Source organism: Dyadobacter sp. BE31 (assembly GCF_031457695.1).
Taxonomy (GTDB): Bacteria; Bacteroidota; Bacteroidia; order Cytophagales; family Spirosomataceae; genus Dyadobacter.
In genome coordinates, this window is sequence record NZ_JAVDXA010000003.1 from 259,526 (window position 1) to 275,623 (window position 16,098).

A 16,098-nucleotide genomic window follows, 5' to 3' on the forward strand; every position below is an offset into this window, starting at 1 on the left:
AAATCAAAAAACACATAATTTGGTTTTCCAAAACAAATTCAACAGCATGGATGTAAAAATTGAGCAGTCGTGGAAAGAGCGGCTCGCCCCTGAGTTTGAGAAGCCTTATTTCGCCTCGCTCACGGCTTTTGTAAGGGAAGAGTACCAGACCAAACAGATATTTCCGCCTGCCAAGCAGATATTCAACGCATTCAATTATTGCAGCTTCGACGAGTGTAAGGTGGTGATCCTTGGGCAGGACCCCTACCACGGTCCCGGCCAGGCACATGGCCTTTGCTTTTCGGTCAACGACGGTGTTCGGATGCCGCCGTCGCTGATCAATATCTTTAAGGAGATCCAGCAAGACCTGGGCAAGCCATTTCCACAATCGGGTAACCTCGAACGCTGGGCGAAGCAGGGCGTGCTGCTTTTGAATGCGACACTAACTGTGCAGGCGGCAGCGGCAGGCTCGCACCAGGGTAAGGGCTGGGAGCGGTTTACGGATGCGGTGATCAAATGTATTTCCGACGAAAAGAGTAACGTCGTTTTCATGCTCTGGGGCAGGTATGCGCAGGAGAAGGGGGCGGTGATCGATGCTTCGAAGCATTATGTATTGAAGGCCAAGCACCCATCGCCGATGTCGGCCAATGGCGGCGGCTGGTTTGGTACCAAGCATTTCAGCAAAGCCAACCAATATCTGGAAAGCAAGGGACTCGACCCGATTAACTGGTAATCGTGCAAATAAAAAGAGAGCCGGGATACCCGGCTCTCTTTAAGATTTTCACTCCTATTACTATTATTAATTATTTCTCGATGTTGGAATTCATCTCCAACACCTTGTCCCAGTGACCTTCGTTGGCCTTCACAAATGCCAATCTGTCGGCATTCAATGTGTATTCCTGGGCAGCTTCGTTGGTGCGGAAAGTCAGGTAGTGAATCACGTCAAATTGTTCACTGGTGTTATCCGACTTCTGCACATGTCCAGCCGAATAGGCTACGACATCTTTTACAGCTTTCTTCATTGTCGCAAAATCGCGCAGGTGTTTTTCAACTTCCTGAGGAGTTGTACCGGGTTTAAACTTGATACAAACCACTCGCTGAATTTCGGCTGGCTTATGAGGTACATAAGCACCGTAAATGATCAGCATAAATACGCAAAGCGCGAAAATAGGGACTAAATATCCTAATGTTTTATTTCTCGTTCTCATTATAGCAAATTCAATAAATGCAATTATCTATTTCTCTTGCTACAAAGGTAAAACTTTAATCGATTATTGTATTATTTGGATATTAAATATAAATAATTTTGAAAATTTAATATTTAAGAAAAGAAACATCCTCCCAAAATCTACTTTCCAAAATAATATTCTGAGCATAAGTTTTTGTAAAATTTTCTATTAATGCTGTCCCTCAGCTAGCTACGGGCGCCGTTCGGATGCGAAAATTGGCCGTTTGGGAAAAACAAGTTTCAAAAAGGCCCGTTTATGTTACCTTTTTTTGTAAATGACGTCTCAATAGGTGTAAAAACTGTTATAAACACCTTCCGAAGATTGTATGGCGTCATTTGTTCTTTTAGCGCAGAAAAAACCTGAAAAAAATCGGTTTTTTTTCAAAAATGCATTGAATTTCAGCTTGCTCGCCCTGCTTTTGCTCCCTGCAAGCGGCGAAAAAGGCCATTGGGGTTTCTGGGCACACAAGCGGATCAACCGTTTGGCCATTTACAGGCTGCCGGTTGAAATGCAGGTATTCTATAAAAAGTACATGGATTACCTATCGGAGAATGCCGTCAATCCCGACAAGCGGCGGTATGCCGTGGTAGGGGAAGCGGAGCGGCACTTTATCGACCTGGATGTTTACGGTGACAGCGCGCTTGCCGTGCTTCCCATACATTGGCAGGCCGCAGTGCAGAAAATAGGAGAGGATAGCCTGCGTAAACACGGTGTTGTGCCTTGGTATGTTCAAACTGCCGCTTCCCAGCTCACAGCCGCATTCAAAGACAAGAATGTTTCCCGCATTCTCCGTGTTTCGGCGGACATCGGCCATTACATTGCCGACGCCCATGTGCCGCTGCATACCACGCGGAACTATAACGGCCAGCTTACAGGCCAGGAAGGTATTCACGGTTTCTGGGAATCAAGGCTGCCGGAGCTGTTTGCGGAAGATTATGATATGTGGCTGGGGCCGGTAGTCTACCGGAAAGACATTGCGCACGACATTTGGAGAGCTGTCGCGGACTCGCACGCTGCCATGGATTCGGTACTGCTGTTCGAAAAGCAACTAACAGAAGGTTTGAAGGCTGACAAAAAGTACAGTTTCGAGCTGCGGAACAACGTGCTTACCCGAATGCATTCGCGCGAATTTTCTGAAAAGTACCACCGGATGCTAGCCGGGCAAGTGGAGCGGAGAATGCGGGCTTCGGTGCAGATGGTGGGTGATATTTGGTACACGTGCTGGATCGACGCCGGACAACCGGATCTGGGCGTGCTGGCCAGCGTGGCGCCCGACGATGCGGAGAAAAATGCAGAAGCCGCCGAAGAGCAAAGCTGGTTACAGCGGCTTTTGCATGTGCGGCCGGAGCCGGAAAATTAAATGCGGTGCGATCGCTGCTAAGCGGTGATTCCAAGTATTAATCGGCATGATTGGTCATCAATACCTTGGCAGTCACGAGCAGTTGGCCTACATGCCGCTGCGTGTGCTCGGCCGCATGGAAAAGCAGCCCCAAATGTGTGGAAGGTACCATCGCACGGCCCACGTAGCGTATTTCGGTTAAGGTATCCGGATTCGTTTCGCGGAGTTGTTTCAACGCTTTATCGAGCTGGCTGCTGAACTGGTCCAGCAGATGATTATATGTACAATCCTCCATCGGCTCCTGCCCTTCGCTTTTCAGAAATACCATTTGGCTTTCGCTAAGCGATTCCTCGCGTGCATACGTGAACAGGCGATCGAGCACGCCTGCGAGGTGCTGTAAATGGAAGCCTACCGAGGCTACATTGGCCGGTTTTTCCCAAAGTAGTTTGGATGGGAATGTGTTGGCGAATATGCCCAGTTCTTCACGCGCCTGTAACAATGCATGCGCAACGGGTTGGAGCAGGTCGGGTATTTCGGGAAGCGGCCCGCGGAGCCATACTTCGAGTTGGTCGTTATTTTGCATGGCTGAAAATAAACGAAAAAGGGGCCTTTTTACAAGCCCCTTTTCGCACTAATTGTTGTCAGAATTTATTTTGCAATGTCGATCTGTACCGGCTTGCCTTTGATGGTGTTGCCATCCATCGCACGCAATACCGCGCGTGCGTCGCGCTCAGGTACGTCTACGAACGTGAATTTGTCATAAATGTCGATCGCACCGATGGTTTTACCCGGAATGTTGGCTTCGCCTGCGATAGCGCCCACGATGTCTTTCGGCATAATGTGGTCTTTGCGGCCAAGGCTCAGAAACAAGCGGGTCATACCAGCCTCGGGAGCCGATTGACGACGCTCGCCACGGTCACCTCTTTCGCCGCGGTCACCGCGCTCGCCACGAGGTGCATAACGGTCGCCACCGCGATCTCCGCCGAAACGGCTGCCGCCTTCACGACGGTCGCCAAAGCGGCCGCCTTCACGGCGATCACCGCGACCAAAACGGTCACTGCCGCCTTCGCGACGGTCACTGCGACGCTCTTCCCATGCGAGGTTGCTGTCGGAGTATTCGTTTTTCTGAACGCCCATGATCTGCTTCGCCATCGCGCCTACAATTTGCTCGGTAGTAAAACCGCTGTGGTGCAGCATTTCGAGTACGTCGTTGTACAGTTCTTCGTCGTTGCTTTCTTTGATAGAGTTCGAAATATTCTCTACAAAACGAGCCTTACGAACGCCTACGATGTCTTCGAATGAAGGAATAACCCCTTTTTCGATTTTTACTTTCGTATAACCTTCAATCGATTTCAGACGGTATTTTTCGTCACGGGCTACGAGTGAGAACGCCTTACCCGACATCCCCGCGCGGCCTGTACGACCGATACGGTGTACGTAATATTCTTCGTCCATCGGGATGTCGTAGTTGATCACGCCATCCAGGCCGCTTACGTCGATACCGCGTGCCGCAACGTCAGTAGCAACAAGGATAGTAGTAACACCGGCCTTGAATTTGCTCATTACATTGCTGCGCTGCTGCTGGCGCAGGTCACCGTGGATACCTTCGGAAGCATAACCGCGCAATTGCAGGTCTTCTACGATCTCGTCCACTTTGCGTTTGGTATTACAGAACACCAAAAGGGACTTAATGTGGTGCATATCGATCAGACGGGTCATTACTTCGACTTTCGCCTGTGGTTTCACCTCGAAATAAACCTGCTCGATATTCTGGTTGGTCAGCTCGTTACGAACGACTTTGATCAATGTAGGATCGTTCAGGAAGCGCTTGGTGATCGACATGATCGGCTTCGACATGGTTGCCGAGAAAAGGATCGTCTGACGCTCTTCCGGCATATCGGCCAGGATGCTCTCGATGTCCTCACGGAAGCCCATATCGAGCATTTCGTCAGCCTCGTCGAGTACCATCATGCGTACTTCGTCGAATTTCAGGGTGCGGCGCTCCATGTGGTCCATGACGCGGCCCGGAGTTCCTACTACTATATGTACCCCTTTTTTCAAAGAGCGGATCTGACGGTCGATCGAATCGCCACCGTAGATGGCTTCGATGCGCACGCCACGCATAAATTTGGACAGACGGCCGAGTTCTTCCGATACCTGCACCGCTAGTTCACGGGTAGGGCAAAGGATCAGGGCTTGTACTGCATTAACAGATGGATCTATTCTTTCCAGCACGGGAATACCGAATGCCGCAGTTTTACCGGTACCGGTCTGAGCCTGACCAATTACGTCAGAACCCTGCAAAACTGCCGGGATTCCCTGTGCCTGTATCGGTGAGGGTTTTTCAAAACCCATTTCTTGCAAGGCTTTCAGGATGTTTTCGTTGAGTCCAAGCTCTTCGAAAGTTTGAAAAGTTTCAGTAGTCATTCTATTGCTTTTAGTATTAATTCTTGATTTGAACGGTTGGTCCGGTCTGAGAGGCAATTGGGCAAATAACATAATGATCCTGCGGGACAAGCCCAACACATGCATTAGTCCCGATGAAATCGGACCACATTACCGGCATTCCGGTTTATTTCGTAAAAAATTGAAAGGGATTGCACAAAGCCCACCACTAACCATCCGTGGGGCTCTGCGTGTGAACGGTAGGTCCAGCCGGGACAAATTTTGAGGCTGGCAGGTGATCTATAATGTACTAGACCGTTTATGAGCAGAGAAGCGAACGGATGTTCCTTCAAATTGTGACGCAAAAGTAAGAACAATAATTGGTAATCGCAACGGTTTAAAGAAAGTAATTGTAATATTTTTAGAAAACAAAAACCCGGCGCATTAAAAATGGCCGGGTTTATCTAGTCAGGTTTGCTGATTCAGAATAATTCCTTGACGTCCGTATAAGGCAAATGCCATGCTTCGGCAACACCTTTAAATACTACTTTTCCGTGAACGACATTTAATCCCTTGCGCAGCTCCTCGTTGGTCGAGCAAGCTTGTTTCCAGCCCTGGTTGGCCAGTTGCAATGCGTAGGGGAGGGTTGCGTTGGTGAGTGCCAATGTGGAGGTATAAGGCACCGCGCCGGGCATGTTGGCCACACAATAATGTACGACGCCGTCCACTTCGTAGATCGGATCTTCGTGTGTGGTAGCTTTCGAAGTTTCAAAGCATCCGCCCTGGTCGATGGCCACGTCCACCATCACCGTGCCGGGCTTCATCAGTTTGAGCATATCGCGGGTAATGAGTGACGGTGCTTTCGCGCCGGGGATCAGCACGCCGCCGATGATCAGGTTCGCACCCTGGATCAGCTCGCGGATATTGTATTCATTGGACATAACCGTGTCCACGTTCGCAGGCATAATGTCTTCCAGGTAGCGCAGTCGCGCCAGACTGATGTCCATGATCGTTACATTTGCTCCTAATCCGGCTGCCATCTTCGCGGACTGTGTGCCCACAATCCCGCCGCCGAGTACCAGTACATTCGCCGGTTTTACACCGGCTACGCCGCCCAGCAGGATACCGAAGCCACCCATCGGTTTTTCAAGGTATTTGGCCCCTTCCTGGATCGCCATGCGACCTGCTACCTCGCTCATCGGAACGAGCAATGGAAGGCTTCTGTCTGTTTTTTCGACTGTTTCGTATGCGAGGCAAACTGCTTTGCGCTCGATCATCGCGTGGGTGAGGGGCTCGGAGGAAGCGAAGTGGAAGTAAGTGAAAAGGAGCTGGTTTTCTTTAATTAGTGGGTATTCACTGGCAATAGGCTCTTTTACCTTTATAATCATTTCGGCAATGCCGTAAACTTCTTCTATTGTTGGGAGAATGCTGGCGCCTGCTTGTGTGTATTGCTCGTCGGTAAACCCGCTGCCTTTGCCCGCTTCTGCCTGCACGTACACCGTGTGTCCGTGCTTACGTAGCTCTGTGACTCCTGCGGGCGTTAAAGCTACCCGGTTCTCGTTGTTCTTGATTTCTTTAGGGACACCAATGATCATCGGTATGTGCAGTGTTTATAGTTTAGATTAATGGGTCCAAAATTAATTTTTGGCAGAAAAACATACTATAAGGGCCAGAAAAGACAGAAAAGAAAACTATTTTTGATCTCATTGATAAGAAAAATTTCTGCCGGTAACGCCCACAGCCTATACACAGCCACAAAAAATACTTTATGCAACCCGACCAGACCGACCGCAAAATCCTAGACCTGTTGCAGCAGAACGCCCAAATGACGATCAAAGAGATCGCTAGTAAGATCAATTTGTCGGTCACACCCGTGCACGAACGCATCCGGAAGCTTGAAAAAGAGGGTTTTATCGACAAATATGTGTGCTTGCTGAACCGGCGGAAATTGGGGAAAAGCCTGGTAGTGTATTGTAATGTGACACTCGATAAGCAGCGGAAAGAGAGCTTCGAGGACTTCAACCAGGCCATTGTAAAAATGCCCGAAGTGCTGGAATGCTCGGTCGTTTCGGGTAACTTCGATTACATGCTCAAAGTGGTCGTCGAGGACGGCGAGGCTTACAATCAGTTTTACCAGCATAAACTTTCTGCCCTGTCGAGCGTGTTACACATCAGCAGTTATTTCGTAATTTCCGAGATCAAGTACACCACCGGAATCGCTGTATTGTAATTATCAACGCTATTTAAACTGATCATCAGGCCGGTAGGCGCGCGCTGATCGCTGAATGCACAGCATATGAACAAGAATTTTAAGGATGGTCTGAACCTGATGTCGAAAGTGACGCCGAGGCGTGCCTGGAATGCGATGCAGATATTGGGGAGCTATTTTTATTCCAAAATGACGGGTAACCCCGTTCATTGGGGAATGCCGATCGCCATTTCTTTCGAACCGACCACTTCCTGTAACCTCCGTTGCCCGGAATGCCCCAGCGGCCTTCGCTCATTTACGCGGCCGACGGGTATGATGGAGGAAAAGTTGTATAAAAGAACCATTGACGAGCTTGCGGATACTTTATTATACCTGATATTCTATTTCCAGGGTGAGCCGTATCTTCATCCGAAATTCTTCGAACTCGTGCAGTATGCGCATAAAAAAGGCATTTACACTGCCACTTCCACCAACGCGCATTACCTCACCGACGAGAAGGCGCGTAAAACCGTCGAATCGGGCCTGGATCGCCTGATCATTTCCATTGACGGAACTACCCAGGACGTTTACCAGCAATACCGCGTCGGTGGAAACCTGGAAAAAGTACTGGAAGGAACACGCAACATCATTAAATGGAAGAAGGAGCTCAAATCCGCCACTCCGCATGTGATATTCCAGTTCCTGGTCGTGAAGCCGAACGAGCACCAGATCGAGGACGTGAAAAAACTGGCGGAGGAAATGGGCGTGGACGAAGTGGGTCTGAAAACGGCTCAGATTTACGACTATGAAGAGGGCTCGGATTTGATCCCTACTATCGAAAAATACTCCCGCTACCAGGCTCAGGCGGACGGTAAGTATTCCATCAAAAACAAATTCGTAGACCACTGCTGGAAAATGTGGCACTCGTGCGTGATCACTTGGGACGGTGCGGTTGTGCCTTGCTGTTTCGACAAGGACGCCGAGTACAAGCTGGGCGATATGAAAACTTCGACTTTCCGCCAGCTCTGGAAGGGAAAGAAGTACCGCGATTTCCGGGCTTCGCTGATCCGATCCCGTTCAGAGATAGAGATGTGCAAGAACTGTACGGAGGGAACGCAGGTGTGGGCGTGAAACATTCGCCTTTTTTCAGTCCAAATTATTTTTAATTAAATAATAATATCATTTAAATATCTCATTTTCAATTACTTTGGTGTTTTATTTAAAACTCCGTGGAACATTTTTTGGTAGATTGCCCCGAATAATAGAAATTTGACATTGGTAACTCAAATGAATACATGGGCAAAGTAATTGCAATTGCAAACCAAAAGGGAGGCGTAGGGAAAACCACCACTGCTATTAACCTTGCGGCCAGTTTGGCCGCGCTAGAATTCCGCACACTCATCATCGACGCTGACCCTCAGGCCAATTCAACCTCGGGACTTGGATTTAATCCGCAGGAGATGGAAAACAGCATTTACGAATGCATGGTGGAGCAGGCGAAGACTTCCGAAATTATCCTGCAAACCGATTTTCCTAACCTGGAATTGCTGCCGTCGCACATCGACCTGGTAGGGGCGGAAATCGAGATGATCAACCTCAAAAACCGGGAACACCGGATGAAGGACGCTATTGAAGAGGTCCGTAATGAGTACGACTTCATCATCATCGACTGCTCGCCTTCACTCGGCCTCATCACGATCAACAGCCTTACCGCCGCCGACTCGGTGATTATTCCCGTGCAATGCGAGTATTTTGCATTGGAGGGGTTGGGTAAACTGTTGAATACCATTACAATTATCCAGTCGAGACTGAATACCAACCTGATCATCGAGGGCATCCTGCTCACGATGTACGACCTCCGCCTGCGTCTGTCCAACCAGGTGGTGACCGAGGTTACCAATCACTTCGAATCTCTTGTTTTCAATACCATTATCCCTCGTAACGTACGTATCAGTGAGGCGCCGAGCTTCGGGATTCCTGTGATGGCGCAGGATTCGGACAGCAAAGGGGCTGTTAGCTACCTGAACCTTGCAAGAGAGATTCTCAGTAAAAACGGTTTGCTCTCCGACAGGGTAAACTGATCACGATAGTACGAACAGGCAATGGAGAATAGCAGCAAGACGAAAAAAATGACCGGACTGGGAAGAGGATTAGGCGCTCTTCTGCAAGACTCCGAGAAAATCAATACGCCCAGGTCCAACACACGTATTTCGCCGGCCGAAATCATCGGTTCGATGAACGAGATCGACGTAAGTCAGATCGAAGCGAACCCTTACCAGCCGCGGACGAAGTTCGACCAGGAGTCACTGGAAGAACTCGCCGACTCAATCCGCGTCCAGGGGATTATCCAGCCGATTACCGTGCGGCAGCTTTCCGAGGACTCCTATCAGTTGATTTCGGGAGAGCGTCGTTTGCAGGCGTCCCGTTCACTGGGCCTGACCACCATTCCCGCATACATCCGCACGGCCAACGACCAGCAGATGCTGGAAATGGCGCTGATCGAGAACATTCAGCGCGAGAACCTGAATGCGATCGAAATCGCATTGAGCTACCAGCGGCTGATTCTCGAATGCAGCCTGAAACAGGAAGAACTCGGTGCGCGCGTGGGCAAGAACCGCACGACCGTCAACAACTATATCCGTCTGCTCAAACTGCCGCCTGTGATCCAGGCTTCCTTGCGCGACGACAAGATCAGTATGGGCCACGCCCGGGCATTGATCACGATCAACAGCGATCAGAGCCAATTGAAAATTTTCAACCAGATTATCGAAGAGGGATGGTCGGTGAGGAAGGTAGAGGACGAGGTACGGAAGCTCGGAATGATGAGCAATATCCCCGTTGAGTCGAAAAAACAGCCGACAATTAATCAGGAAATAAAGTCGTTACAGTTCCAGCTTTCGTCCTTTTTCGGGGCAAAAGTGTCTGTTAAGAGCAATGAGCAGCATAAAGGCGAGATCAAGATCCCTTTCGGCTCTCAGGATGAACTGAAAAAGATTTTAGAAACACTGAAATTCAAATAAACGTTGAAAAACTGGGTATTGTTAGGGTTGATTTTGCTGGTTTCGAGTCGGATTTCAGCACAGACAGAGGGTAAAAAGGATAGTCTGAAAACCGAAAAATTGCCGGCTGTCGCATTGGACAGCACTACTCTGGCCCAGGCAGATTCGTTAAAAAACGTTAAAAAGAAGTGGATGCCGGTGCCGAAAACGGCTACCAAGCTGGCATTGATACCGGGTGCCGGGCAGATTTACAACCGTGATTACTGGAAGGCGCCTATCGTCTACCTGGCGTTCGGAGGAGGGCTTTATACCTATTACCTGAATACGATCAAATACCACGATTTTCTCGATGCGTATAAGTCGTTTTATGTGCTGGATAAGAGCGATCCGAATTACGGCAAGCGCAAAAAGGAGCTGGCTAGCGACGATGCCACTGTGAATGTGAGGGTCAGAAACCTATTGAATACGAGCAGCGAGTACCGGGATGCGACACACAGCCAGATTGTCCGCCAGAAGAATTACTGGCGCCGGAACCGCGGTTTTGCCATTATCGTAACGGGCCTGATTTACACGCTGTCGATCATTGAAGCCAATGTGGCGGCGCATTTGAAGACATTCGACCTTTCGGACGATCTGTCTTTGAACATAAGCCCGAAACTGAACCAGCCCGCCATGCAGACCCCGACGCCGGGTTTGCGTATGGTTTTTAATTTTAAGTGATTTAAAAGAGTACTGATTTTCAAATAACAGATTAATGAGAATACTATTACTGGGGTACGGAAAGATGGGGAAGACGATCGAACAGATTGCCATTGAAAGAGGGCATTCGATCGTAGGGAAAATTGATGTGCAAAACCGTGCGGATATGGAGAAGCTTCAAACTGCTGACGTAGATGTAGCCATCGAATTCAGTTCACCAGAGTCCGCATTTGAAAATATCATCTATTGCCTCAAAAAAGGCTGGCCGATCGTGTGCGGTACCACAGGCTGGCTCGACCGCCGCACAGAGGTGGAGGCGCTTTGCAAGGCTCAGTCGGGTTCGTTTTTCTACGCTTCCAATTACAGCATCGGCGTTAACCTGTTCTTCCGGCTCAACCGCATGCTGGCGCGCCTGATGAACGGGCACGAGTACCAGAGCTCGATGACCGAGATTCATCATATTCATAAGCTCGACGCGCCAAGCGGCACGGCTATTACGCTTGCGGAAGGCATTATCGAGGAAATGGGGAATGTCGACGGGTGGAAGCTGGCTCCTGAAAATGAAGAAGGTTACCTGCAAATCCTGGCCGAACGCCGCGGTGAAGTGCCTGGTACCCATATTGTTCGCTATGAGTCGGAAGTCGATACCATCGAAATATCCCACACAGCCCACAACCGCCAGGGTTTTGCGCTTGGAGCGGTGGTGGCTGCCGAATGGCTTCCTGGCAAATTCGGGGTGTTCGGGATGAATGACCTCCTCAAAATTTAAAGTATTCTAACTATCAATCATCGCATGGCTGTTAATAAAGAGTTGACTTCCAGTTCAGTTGAGTCCAAAAAGAAGAAGTCACCGGCAAGGGAATGGTTTGACTCCATTCTATTCGCGGTAGTAGCGGCAACGCTGATCCGCTGGCTGTTTTTTGAAGCATTTACCATCCCAACGCCATCGATGGAGAACAGCCTGCTTGTGGGCGATTTCCTTTTCGTGAGCAAGCTGCATTACGGAACCCGCACGCCCAAAACGCCATTGCAGGTGCCGCTTACCCACCAGACGATCTGGGGAACCAACATTCCTTCGTACACAAGCCTGATCCAACTGCCGCAATACCGTCTGCCGGGTTTCAGCGAGGTGAAACGGGGCGATGTGGTGGTGTTCAACTATCCTCCCGAATTGCAGCATCCGGTTGATTTGAAAACCAATTATATCAAACGCTGCGTCGGTATTCCGGGCGATAAGGTAGAAGTGCGTGATTTGCAGGTCTATGCAAATGGACAAGCCATGGAGAATCCTCCCAGAATGGAGAATGAGTACTTCGTGGCTACTACCACCGCAGTGAATGAAGAAAAAGTGTTCCGCGACAACGGTATTTCGGAATTCAACTCTTTTACCGACGGCGAGAATGATACGATCAAAGGGAATGAGCAAATGGGCTACCTGGTTTTCACCACTACCGAGATTGCTGCGAAGCTTAAAACTTATGACTTTGTGAAAAGCATTACGCTAGTGAAAACGGACAACGGTATCACTGAGCCGATGTTATACCCTAATTCGTCGCTTTTTAAATGGAATCGCGATAATTATGGGCCCATTACCGTTCCGAAAGAGGGTATGACCGTGCAGCTGACACCTGAAAATGTGGCGATGTACGGCCCTGTTATCAAAAACTACGAGGACAATGAAGATGTAGTGGTCGAAGAAAAATCAGTGAAAATAGGTGGCAAGGCCATTACCAGCTACACCTTCAAGCAGGACTATTATTTTATGATGGGGGATAATCGCCATAACTCAGCCGATTCTCGCTATTGGGGCTTTGTTCCGATGGACCACATCGTGGGTAAGGCGGTGTTCGTATGGATGTCAATCGATCCGAACCCGACCAGCTTCTTCAACAAGATTCGTTGGAGCCGCATTTTCAGGGTGATTAACTAGGCATTTTGAAATGGCCATTAGGCAAGGGAAGGATCTGACGGTCTTTCCCTTTCTTTTTAATATTATATATAAATTAATATTATATACTTATTGTAGAGTTATGGAGATTAACGGTATATTGCGTTGTAAATGCTTCGCTAACCGATACTTCCATGTCCGTTGCAGAAATACTCTTAAAGCCCACAAACACCCCGAAAAAGAAGTCGGCCTTCCGCGAATGGTTCGACTCGGTATTATTTGCCGTGGTTGCGGCCACATTGATCCGCTGGCTGTTTTTCAGCGCATTTGTAATCCCCACGCCTTCGATGGAGAACAGTCTGCTGGTGGGCGATTACCTGTTTGTGAGCAGGCTGCATTATGGCACAACCACGCCCATTACACCGTTGCAGGTGCCGCTCACGCACCAGACAATATGGGGCACGAGCATTCCTTCCTATCTCGACTGGATCCGGCTGCCGCAATACCGCCTGCCAGGTTTTACCGATATTAAGAATGGCGATGTGGTGGTGTTTTACCTGCCGGTCGAGCACCCTGATATGTACCAGAAATATAGTCGGGTACTTCCTGATTTGCATCCTCACCCGACGGATCTGCGATCCAACTACATTAAACGCTGCGTGGGTATTCCCGGCGATAAACTGGAAGTAAGGCTCGGGCAGGTCTATGTGAACGGACGCGCGCAGGCGTCGCCCGTACGTATGCAGAATGAGTATTTTGTTTCGGTGAAAACGGCTGTGAATGAGGAAAATGTGTTCCGCAAGAACGGGATTGTAGACTATGCTCAGTTTACTGAAACATTCGGAGATAGCATCCCGGCGAACGACGAGGCTGGGTATGTGGTGAAGACGACCGCCGCATTGGCGGAAAAGCTTAAAACCTATGATTTCGTGAAGAGGGTACAGCCCGTACTGATGGAAAAAGGCCTGAAAGAGTCATACCTGTTTCCGTCCAGTGATGCAATCGATTGGAATAAGGATAATTATGGCCCCATTGCGGTGCCGAAGGCGGGGATGACCGTACCACTCACAGAGGTCAACATTGCGCTTTATGGCGATATCATCCGGAATTTCGACGGTAATGAAAATGTCGTTGTAGAAAAGGAGAGAATCACGATTGGCGGCAAGCAGATTGCCAGCTATACATTCAAGCAGGATTACTATTTCATGATGGGGGATAATCGCCACGATTCGGCCGACTCGCGTTATTGGGGGTTCGTTCCCAAAGATCACATTGTAGGAAAAGCGGGTTTCGTGTGGATGTCCATCGATCCAAACCCGACGAGCTTCGTGAAAAAAATCCGCTGGGACCGTATTTTCAGAAGCATAAATTAAAGGGATGAAGGAGGAAAGGGAGGATGGATAAAAGGGAGGATGGGAGGATGGAGTAAGGGACTCAATTTTCCCTTTACTCCCCTTCCTTCATCCTCCCTTTCCTCCCTTTAAAAATTACTCCTCCTGCGAAAAGATCAAAGCTGAGTAGGGCGGGATTTGCAGGGATGCGAACTGTCCGCAGCCGTCCATTTCGCCGTCCATGGTATCGATATCGAAGACGCCCAGATTCGAGAAATCCGCGTCGTAATATTCGTTGTCGCTGTTCAGCCGCAGGTGCCATTTGCCAGGCCGCGGGAACCCGACTTTGTAATCGGAAAACGTTTCGGTCGAAAAGTTAAATGCAACTACGACGCTGTCTTTGGGCCCGCCTTCGTCCCAGCGGTGCATGACGATCACTTTTTTCTCATTGTCTTGCCTGATTATACCGACGTTCTGCCCTTGGAGGCCCTTGGTTACACCAAACCAGTTTCTACGGATGTGGATCATGTCACGGTGTAATGCTGCGAAGCCGCTGAATTTTTCAAGCCTTGACCAGTCGATCGGATCGCTATCCGAAAACCATTTGTCTTCCAGCAATGGCTGTCCCTGAAATATCATAGGGATACCAGGCGAGGTAAGCACCAGCGCCACGCCCAGCGCCGCCCGTTTTTTGGAATACCAGTTATTGACATCGCCATCGGCGATTTCCTCTGCCACGCGCGCCTGGCCGTTAGCTACTTCGTCGTGTGATTCGGTGTAGATAATGCGCTGAAAAGCATCGTCATTGTAGCGATTGGTAATAGCTGCCACGACGCTGTCCATATTGCGGTCCTGGTCGTTGGCTGTGATAATGGCCTCGCGGATCGAATGCACAAACTCCGCATCCCATTGAGAGCCGTACCCCAAACCACCATTTTCGACCGAATTGGTGATGAAATCCAGTGAATGCATGTCCTCGGCAATGGTAATACAGTTGCCGCAGCTGTCGCGGATATCCTTGTTGATCCACTGCATGAGCGAAATGCCTTCGGCGATATCGTCGCCCGGGTTACCGTTGGCCTTTACATTTCTTATGTAAGGAACCATGTCCATGCGCAGGCCGTCGACGCGGTAATCGCGCAGCCACATCAGGGCATTGTCGTGGATGTACTGCCGCACTTCGCCGCGGCCGTAGTCTGGGCGGGTATTGCCCCAGGGCGTTTCAGAGCGCCAGTCGTTATAGAAATAAATACCTCCGCCATCGTTCTCCTGCCAGCCGTCGAACTGCCAGAGATCAAGGTCCGACGGGCCGAAGTGATTGTACACCACATCGAGGATTACCGCGATACCGGCCTCGTGTGCGGCTTTCACAAATGCCTTCAAGCCATCCGGGCCGCCATAGTCGGATTCGATAGCAAACGGATTGGCCGGGTTATACCCCCACGATCTCGAACCGGGAAACTCCGAGCAAGGCATTAGCTCCACGGCATTGAAACCCATGTCTTTTAAATAATTAATGCGCTCAATTGCCGTGTAAAATGTGCCGACCTGCCCTTGTTCTTTCACATGGAAAGTGCCTACATGGAGCTCGTAGATAACCAGTTCATGCCAGCCGGGCATTTGAAAAGTTACGTCATGCCAGTCGAAAGATTCGTGGTTGTAAACGATGCAGTTGCCAGCCGAATTGGTCATTTTTAAAGCATAGGGGTCATTTCGGTGCAACTCCCCGGCAGGAGTTTTGATAACGTATTTGTATTCATCCCCTTCCTTGGAATTTTCAACCAGCGCGCCCCACATGCCGTTCTCTTCGGGTTGCAGCGGAGTAGCGGAGGTATCCCAGTCGTTGAAACTTCCCGTGACCGAAACGCTTTCGGCGTGCGGCGCCCATACGCGGTAATACACTCCTTCGGGATGGCAGGTAGCGCCCATGCCTTCGTAATGTTGTTCGGTTTCGGCTACTTCGGTTTCGAGGTTTTCCATATAGCGGTTTTCAGATTATTGTTTATTTTTGAAATAGACTGTTGACGTATACTCGCAAAATGCATGCCAGGCGTCGGCAAG

Annotated in this window: 15 protein-coding genes; 10 read left to right on the top strand and 5 right to left on the bottom strand. The window is 49.5% G+C overall.

The features are described 5' to 3' along the window. Nucleotides 1-46 precede the first annotated feature (46 nt). A complete protein-coding gene (ung, locus tag J2Y43_RS16790) occupies nt 47-712 on the top strand; it encodes a uracil-DNA glycosylase (RefSeq protein WP_223404189.1) in 666 nt (221 codons plus the stop codon). Between the two features lie 70 nt (nt 713-782). On the opposite strand, the gene J2Y43_RS16795 is transcribed toward ung, so the two are convergent. Then, nucleotides 783-1,187 (bottom strand): Dabb family protein, encoded by a 405-nt coding sequence (locus J2Y43_RS16795; RefSeq protein ID WP_309984733.1) that lies wholly within the window; start codon nt 1,185-1,187, stop codon nt 783-785. Nucleotides 1,188-1,533: 346 nt separating this feature from the next. Between J2Y43_RS16795 and J2Y43_RS16800 the strand changes: the two genes are divergently transcribed. Next, nucleotides 1,534-2,568, top strand: a complete 1,035-nt coding sequence (locus J2Y43_RS16800) for a zinc dependent phospholipase C family protein (protein WP_309984735.1) — start codon at nt 1,534-1,536, stop codon at nt 2,566-2,568. 37 nt (nt 2,569-2,605) lie between these two features. Here J2Y43_RS16800 and J2Y43_RS16805 read toward each other — a convergent pair whose 3' ends face one another. The 3 genes from J2Y43_RS16805 to ald all read right to left on the bottom strand — a co-directional run bounded on the left by J2Y43_RS16805 (nt 2,606) and on the right by ald (nt 6,527). Then, nucleotides 2,606-3,130: a DinB family protein gene (locus J2Y43_RS16805; RefSeq protein ID WP_309984737.1), complete on the bottom strand. Its 525-nt coding sequence runs from the start codon at nt 3,128-3,130 to the stop codon at nt 2,606-2,608. 65 nt (nt 3,131-3,195) lie between these two features. Continuing rightward, the gene (locus J2Y43_RS16810) at nt 3,196-4,974 is read right to left on the bottom strand and encodes a DEAD/DEAH box helicase (RefSeq protein ID WP_309984739.1); all 1,779 of its coding nucleotides are present in this window, start codon (nt 4,972-4,974) and stop codon (nt 3,196-3,198) included. A gap of 440 nt (nt 4,975-5,414) precedes the next feature. Beyond that, a complete protein-coding gene (ald, locus tag J2Y43_RS16815) occupies nt 5,415-6,527 on the bottom strand; it encodes an alanine dehydrogenase (protein ID WP_309984742.1) in 1,113 nt (370 codons plus the stop codon). A 173-nt stretch (nt 6,528-6,700) separates the two neighbouring features. Between ald and J2Y43_RS16820 the strand changes: the two genes are divergently transcribed. The 8 genes from J2Y43_RS16820 (at nt 6,701) to lepB (J2Y43_RS16855) (ending at nt 14,079) form a co-directional block, all read left to right on the top strand. After that, complete coding sequence (locus J2Y43_RS16820) at nt 6,701-7,162, top strand: Lrp/AsnC family transcriptional regulator (protein WP_106595107.1); 462 nt, start codon at nt 6,701-6,703, stop codon at nt 7,160-7,162. Nucleotides 7,163-7,228: 66 nt separating this feature from the next. Next, entirely contained in the window at nt 7,229-8,251 is a 1,023-nt protein-coding gene (locus J2Y43_RS16825; protein WP_309984744.1) for an SPASM domain-containing protein, read from the top strand. A 164-nt stretch (nt 8,252-8,415) separates the two neighbouring features. After that, the gene (locus J2Y43_RS16830) at nt 8,416-9,201 is read left to right on the top strand and encodes a ParA family protein (RefSeq protein WP_223404203.1); all 786 of its coding nucleotides are present in this window, start codon (nt 8,416-8,418) and stop codon (nt 9,199-9,201) included. A gap of 21 nt (nt 9,202-9,222) precedes the next feature. Then, nucleotides 9,223-10,140: a ParB/RepB/Spo0J family partition protein gene (locus J2Y43_RS16835; RefSeq protein ID WP_309984746.1), complete on the top strand. Its 918-nt coding sequence runs from the start codon at nt 9,223-9,225 to the stop codon at nt 10,138-10,140. 3 nt (nt 10,141-10,143) lie between these two features. Continuing rightward, a complete protein-coding gene (locus J2Y43_RS16840; protein ID WP_309984748.1) occupies nt 10,144-10,839 on the top strand; it encodes a DUF5683 domain-containing protein in 696 nt (231 codons plus the stop codon). A 34-nt stretch (nt 10,840-10,873) separates the two neighbouring features. Beyond that, nucleotides 10,874-11,587 (top strand): 4-hydroxy-tetrahydrodipicolinate reductase, encoded by a 714-nt coding sequence (gene dapB / locus J2Y43_RS16845; RefSeq protein WP_309984749.1) that lies wholly within the window; start codon nt 10,874-10,876, stop codon nt 11,585-11,587. Nucleotides 11,588-11,611: 24 nt separating this feature from the next. Then, complete coding sequence (lepB, locus tag J2Y43_RS16850) at nt 11,612-12,748, top strand: signal peptidase I (RefSeq protein WP_309984751.1); 1,137 nt, start codon at nt 11,612-11,614, stop codon at nt 12,746-12,748. A 152-nt stretch (nt 12,749-12,900) separates the two neighbouring features. Then, the gene (gene lepB, locus J2Y43_RS16855) at nt 12,901-14,079 is read left to right on the top strand and encodes a signal peptidase I (protein WP_309984753.1); all 1,179 of its coding nucleotides are present in this window, start codon (nt 12,901-12,903) and stop codon (nt 14,077-14,079) included. A gap of 114 nt (nt 14,080-14,193) precedes the next feature. Here lepB (J2Y43_RS16855) and J2Y43_RS16860 read toward each other — a convergent pair whose 3' ends face one another. Further along, nucleotides 14,194-16,017: an alpha-amylase family glycosyl hydrolase gene (locus J2Y43_RS16860; protein WP_309984756.1), complete on the bottom strand. Its 1,824-nt coding sequence runs from the start codon at nt 16,015-16,017 to the stop codon at nt 14,194-14,196. Between the last annotated feature and the right edge of the window lie 81 nt (nt 16,018-16,098).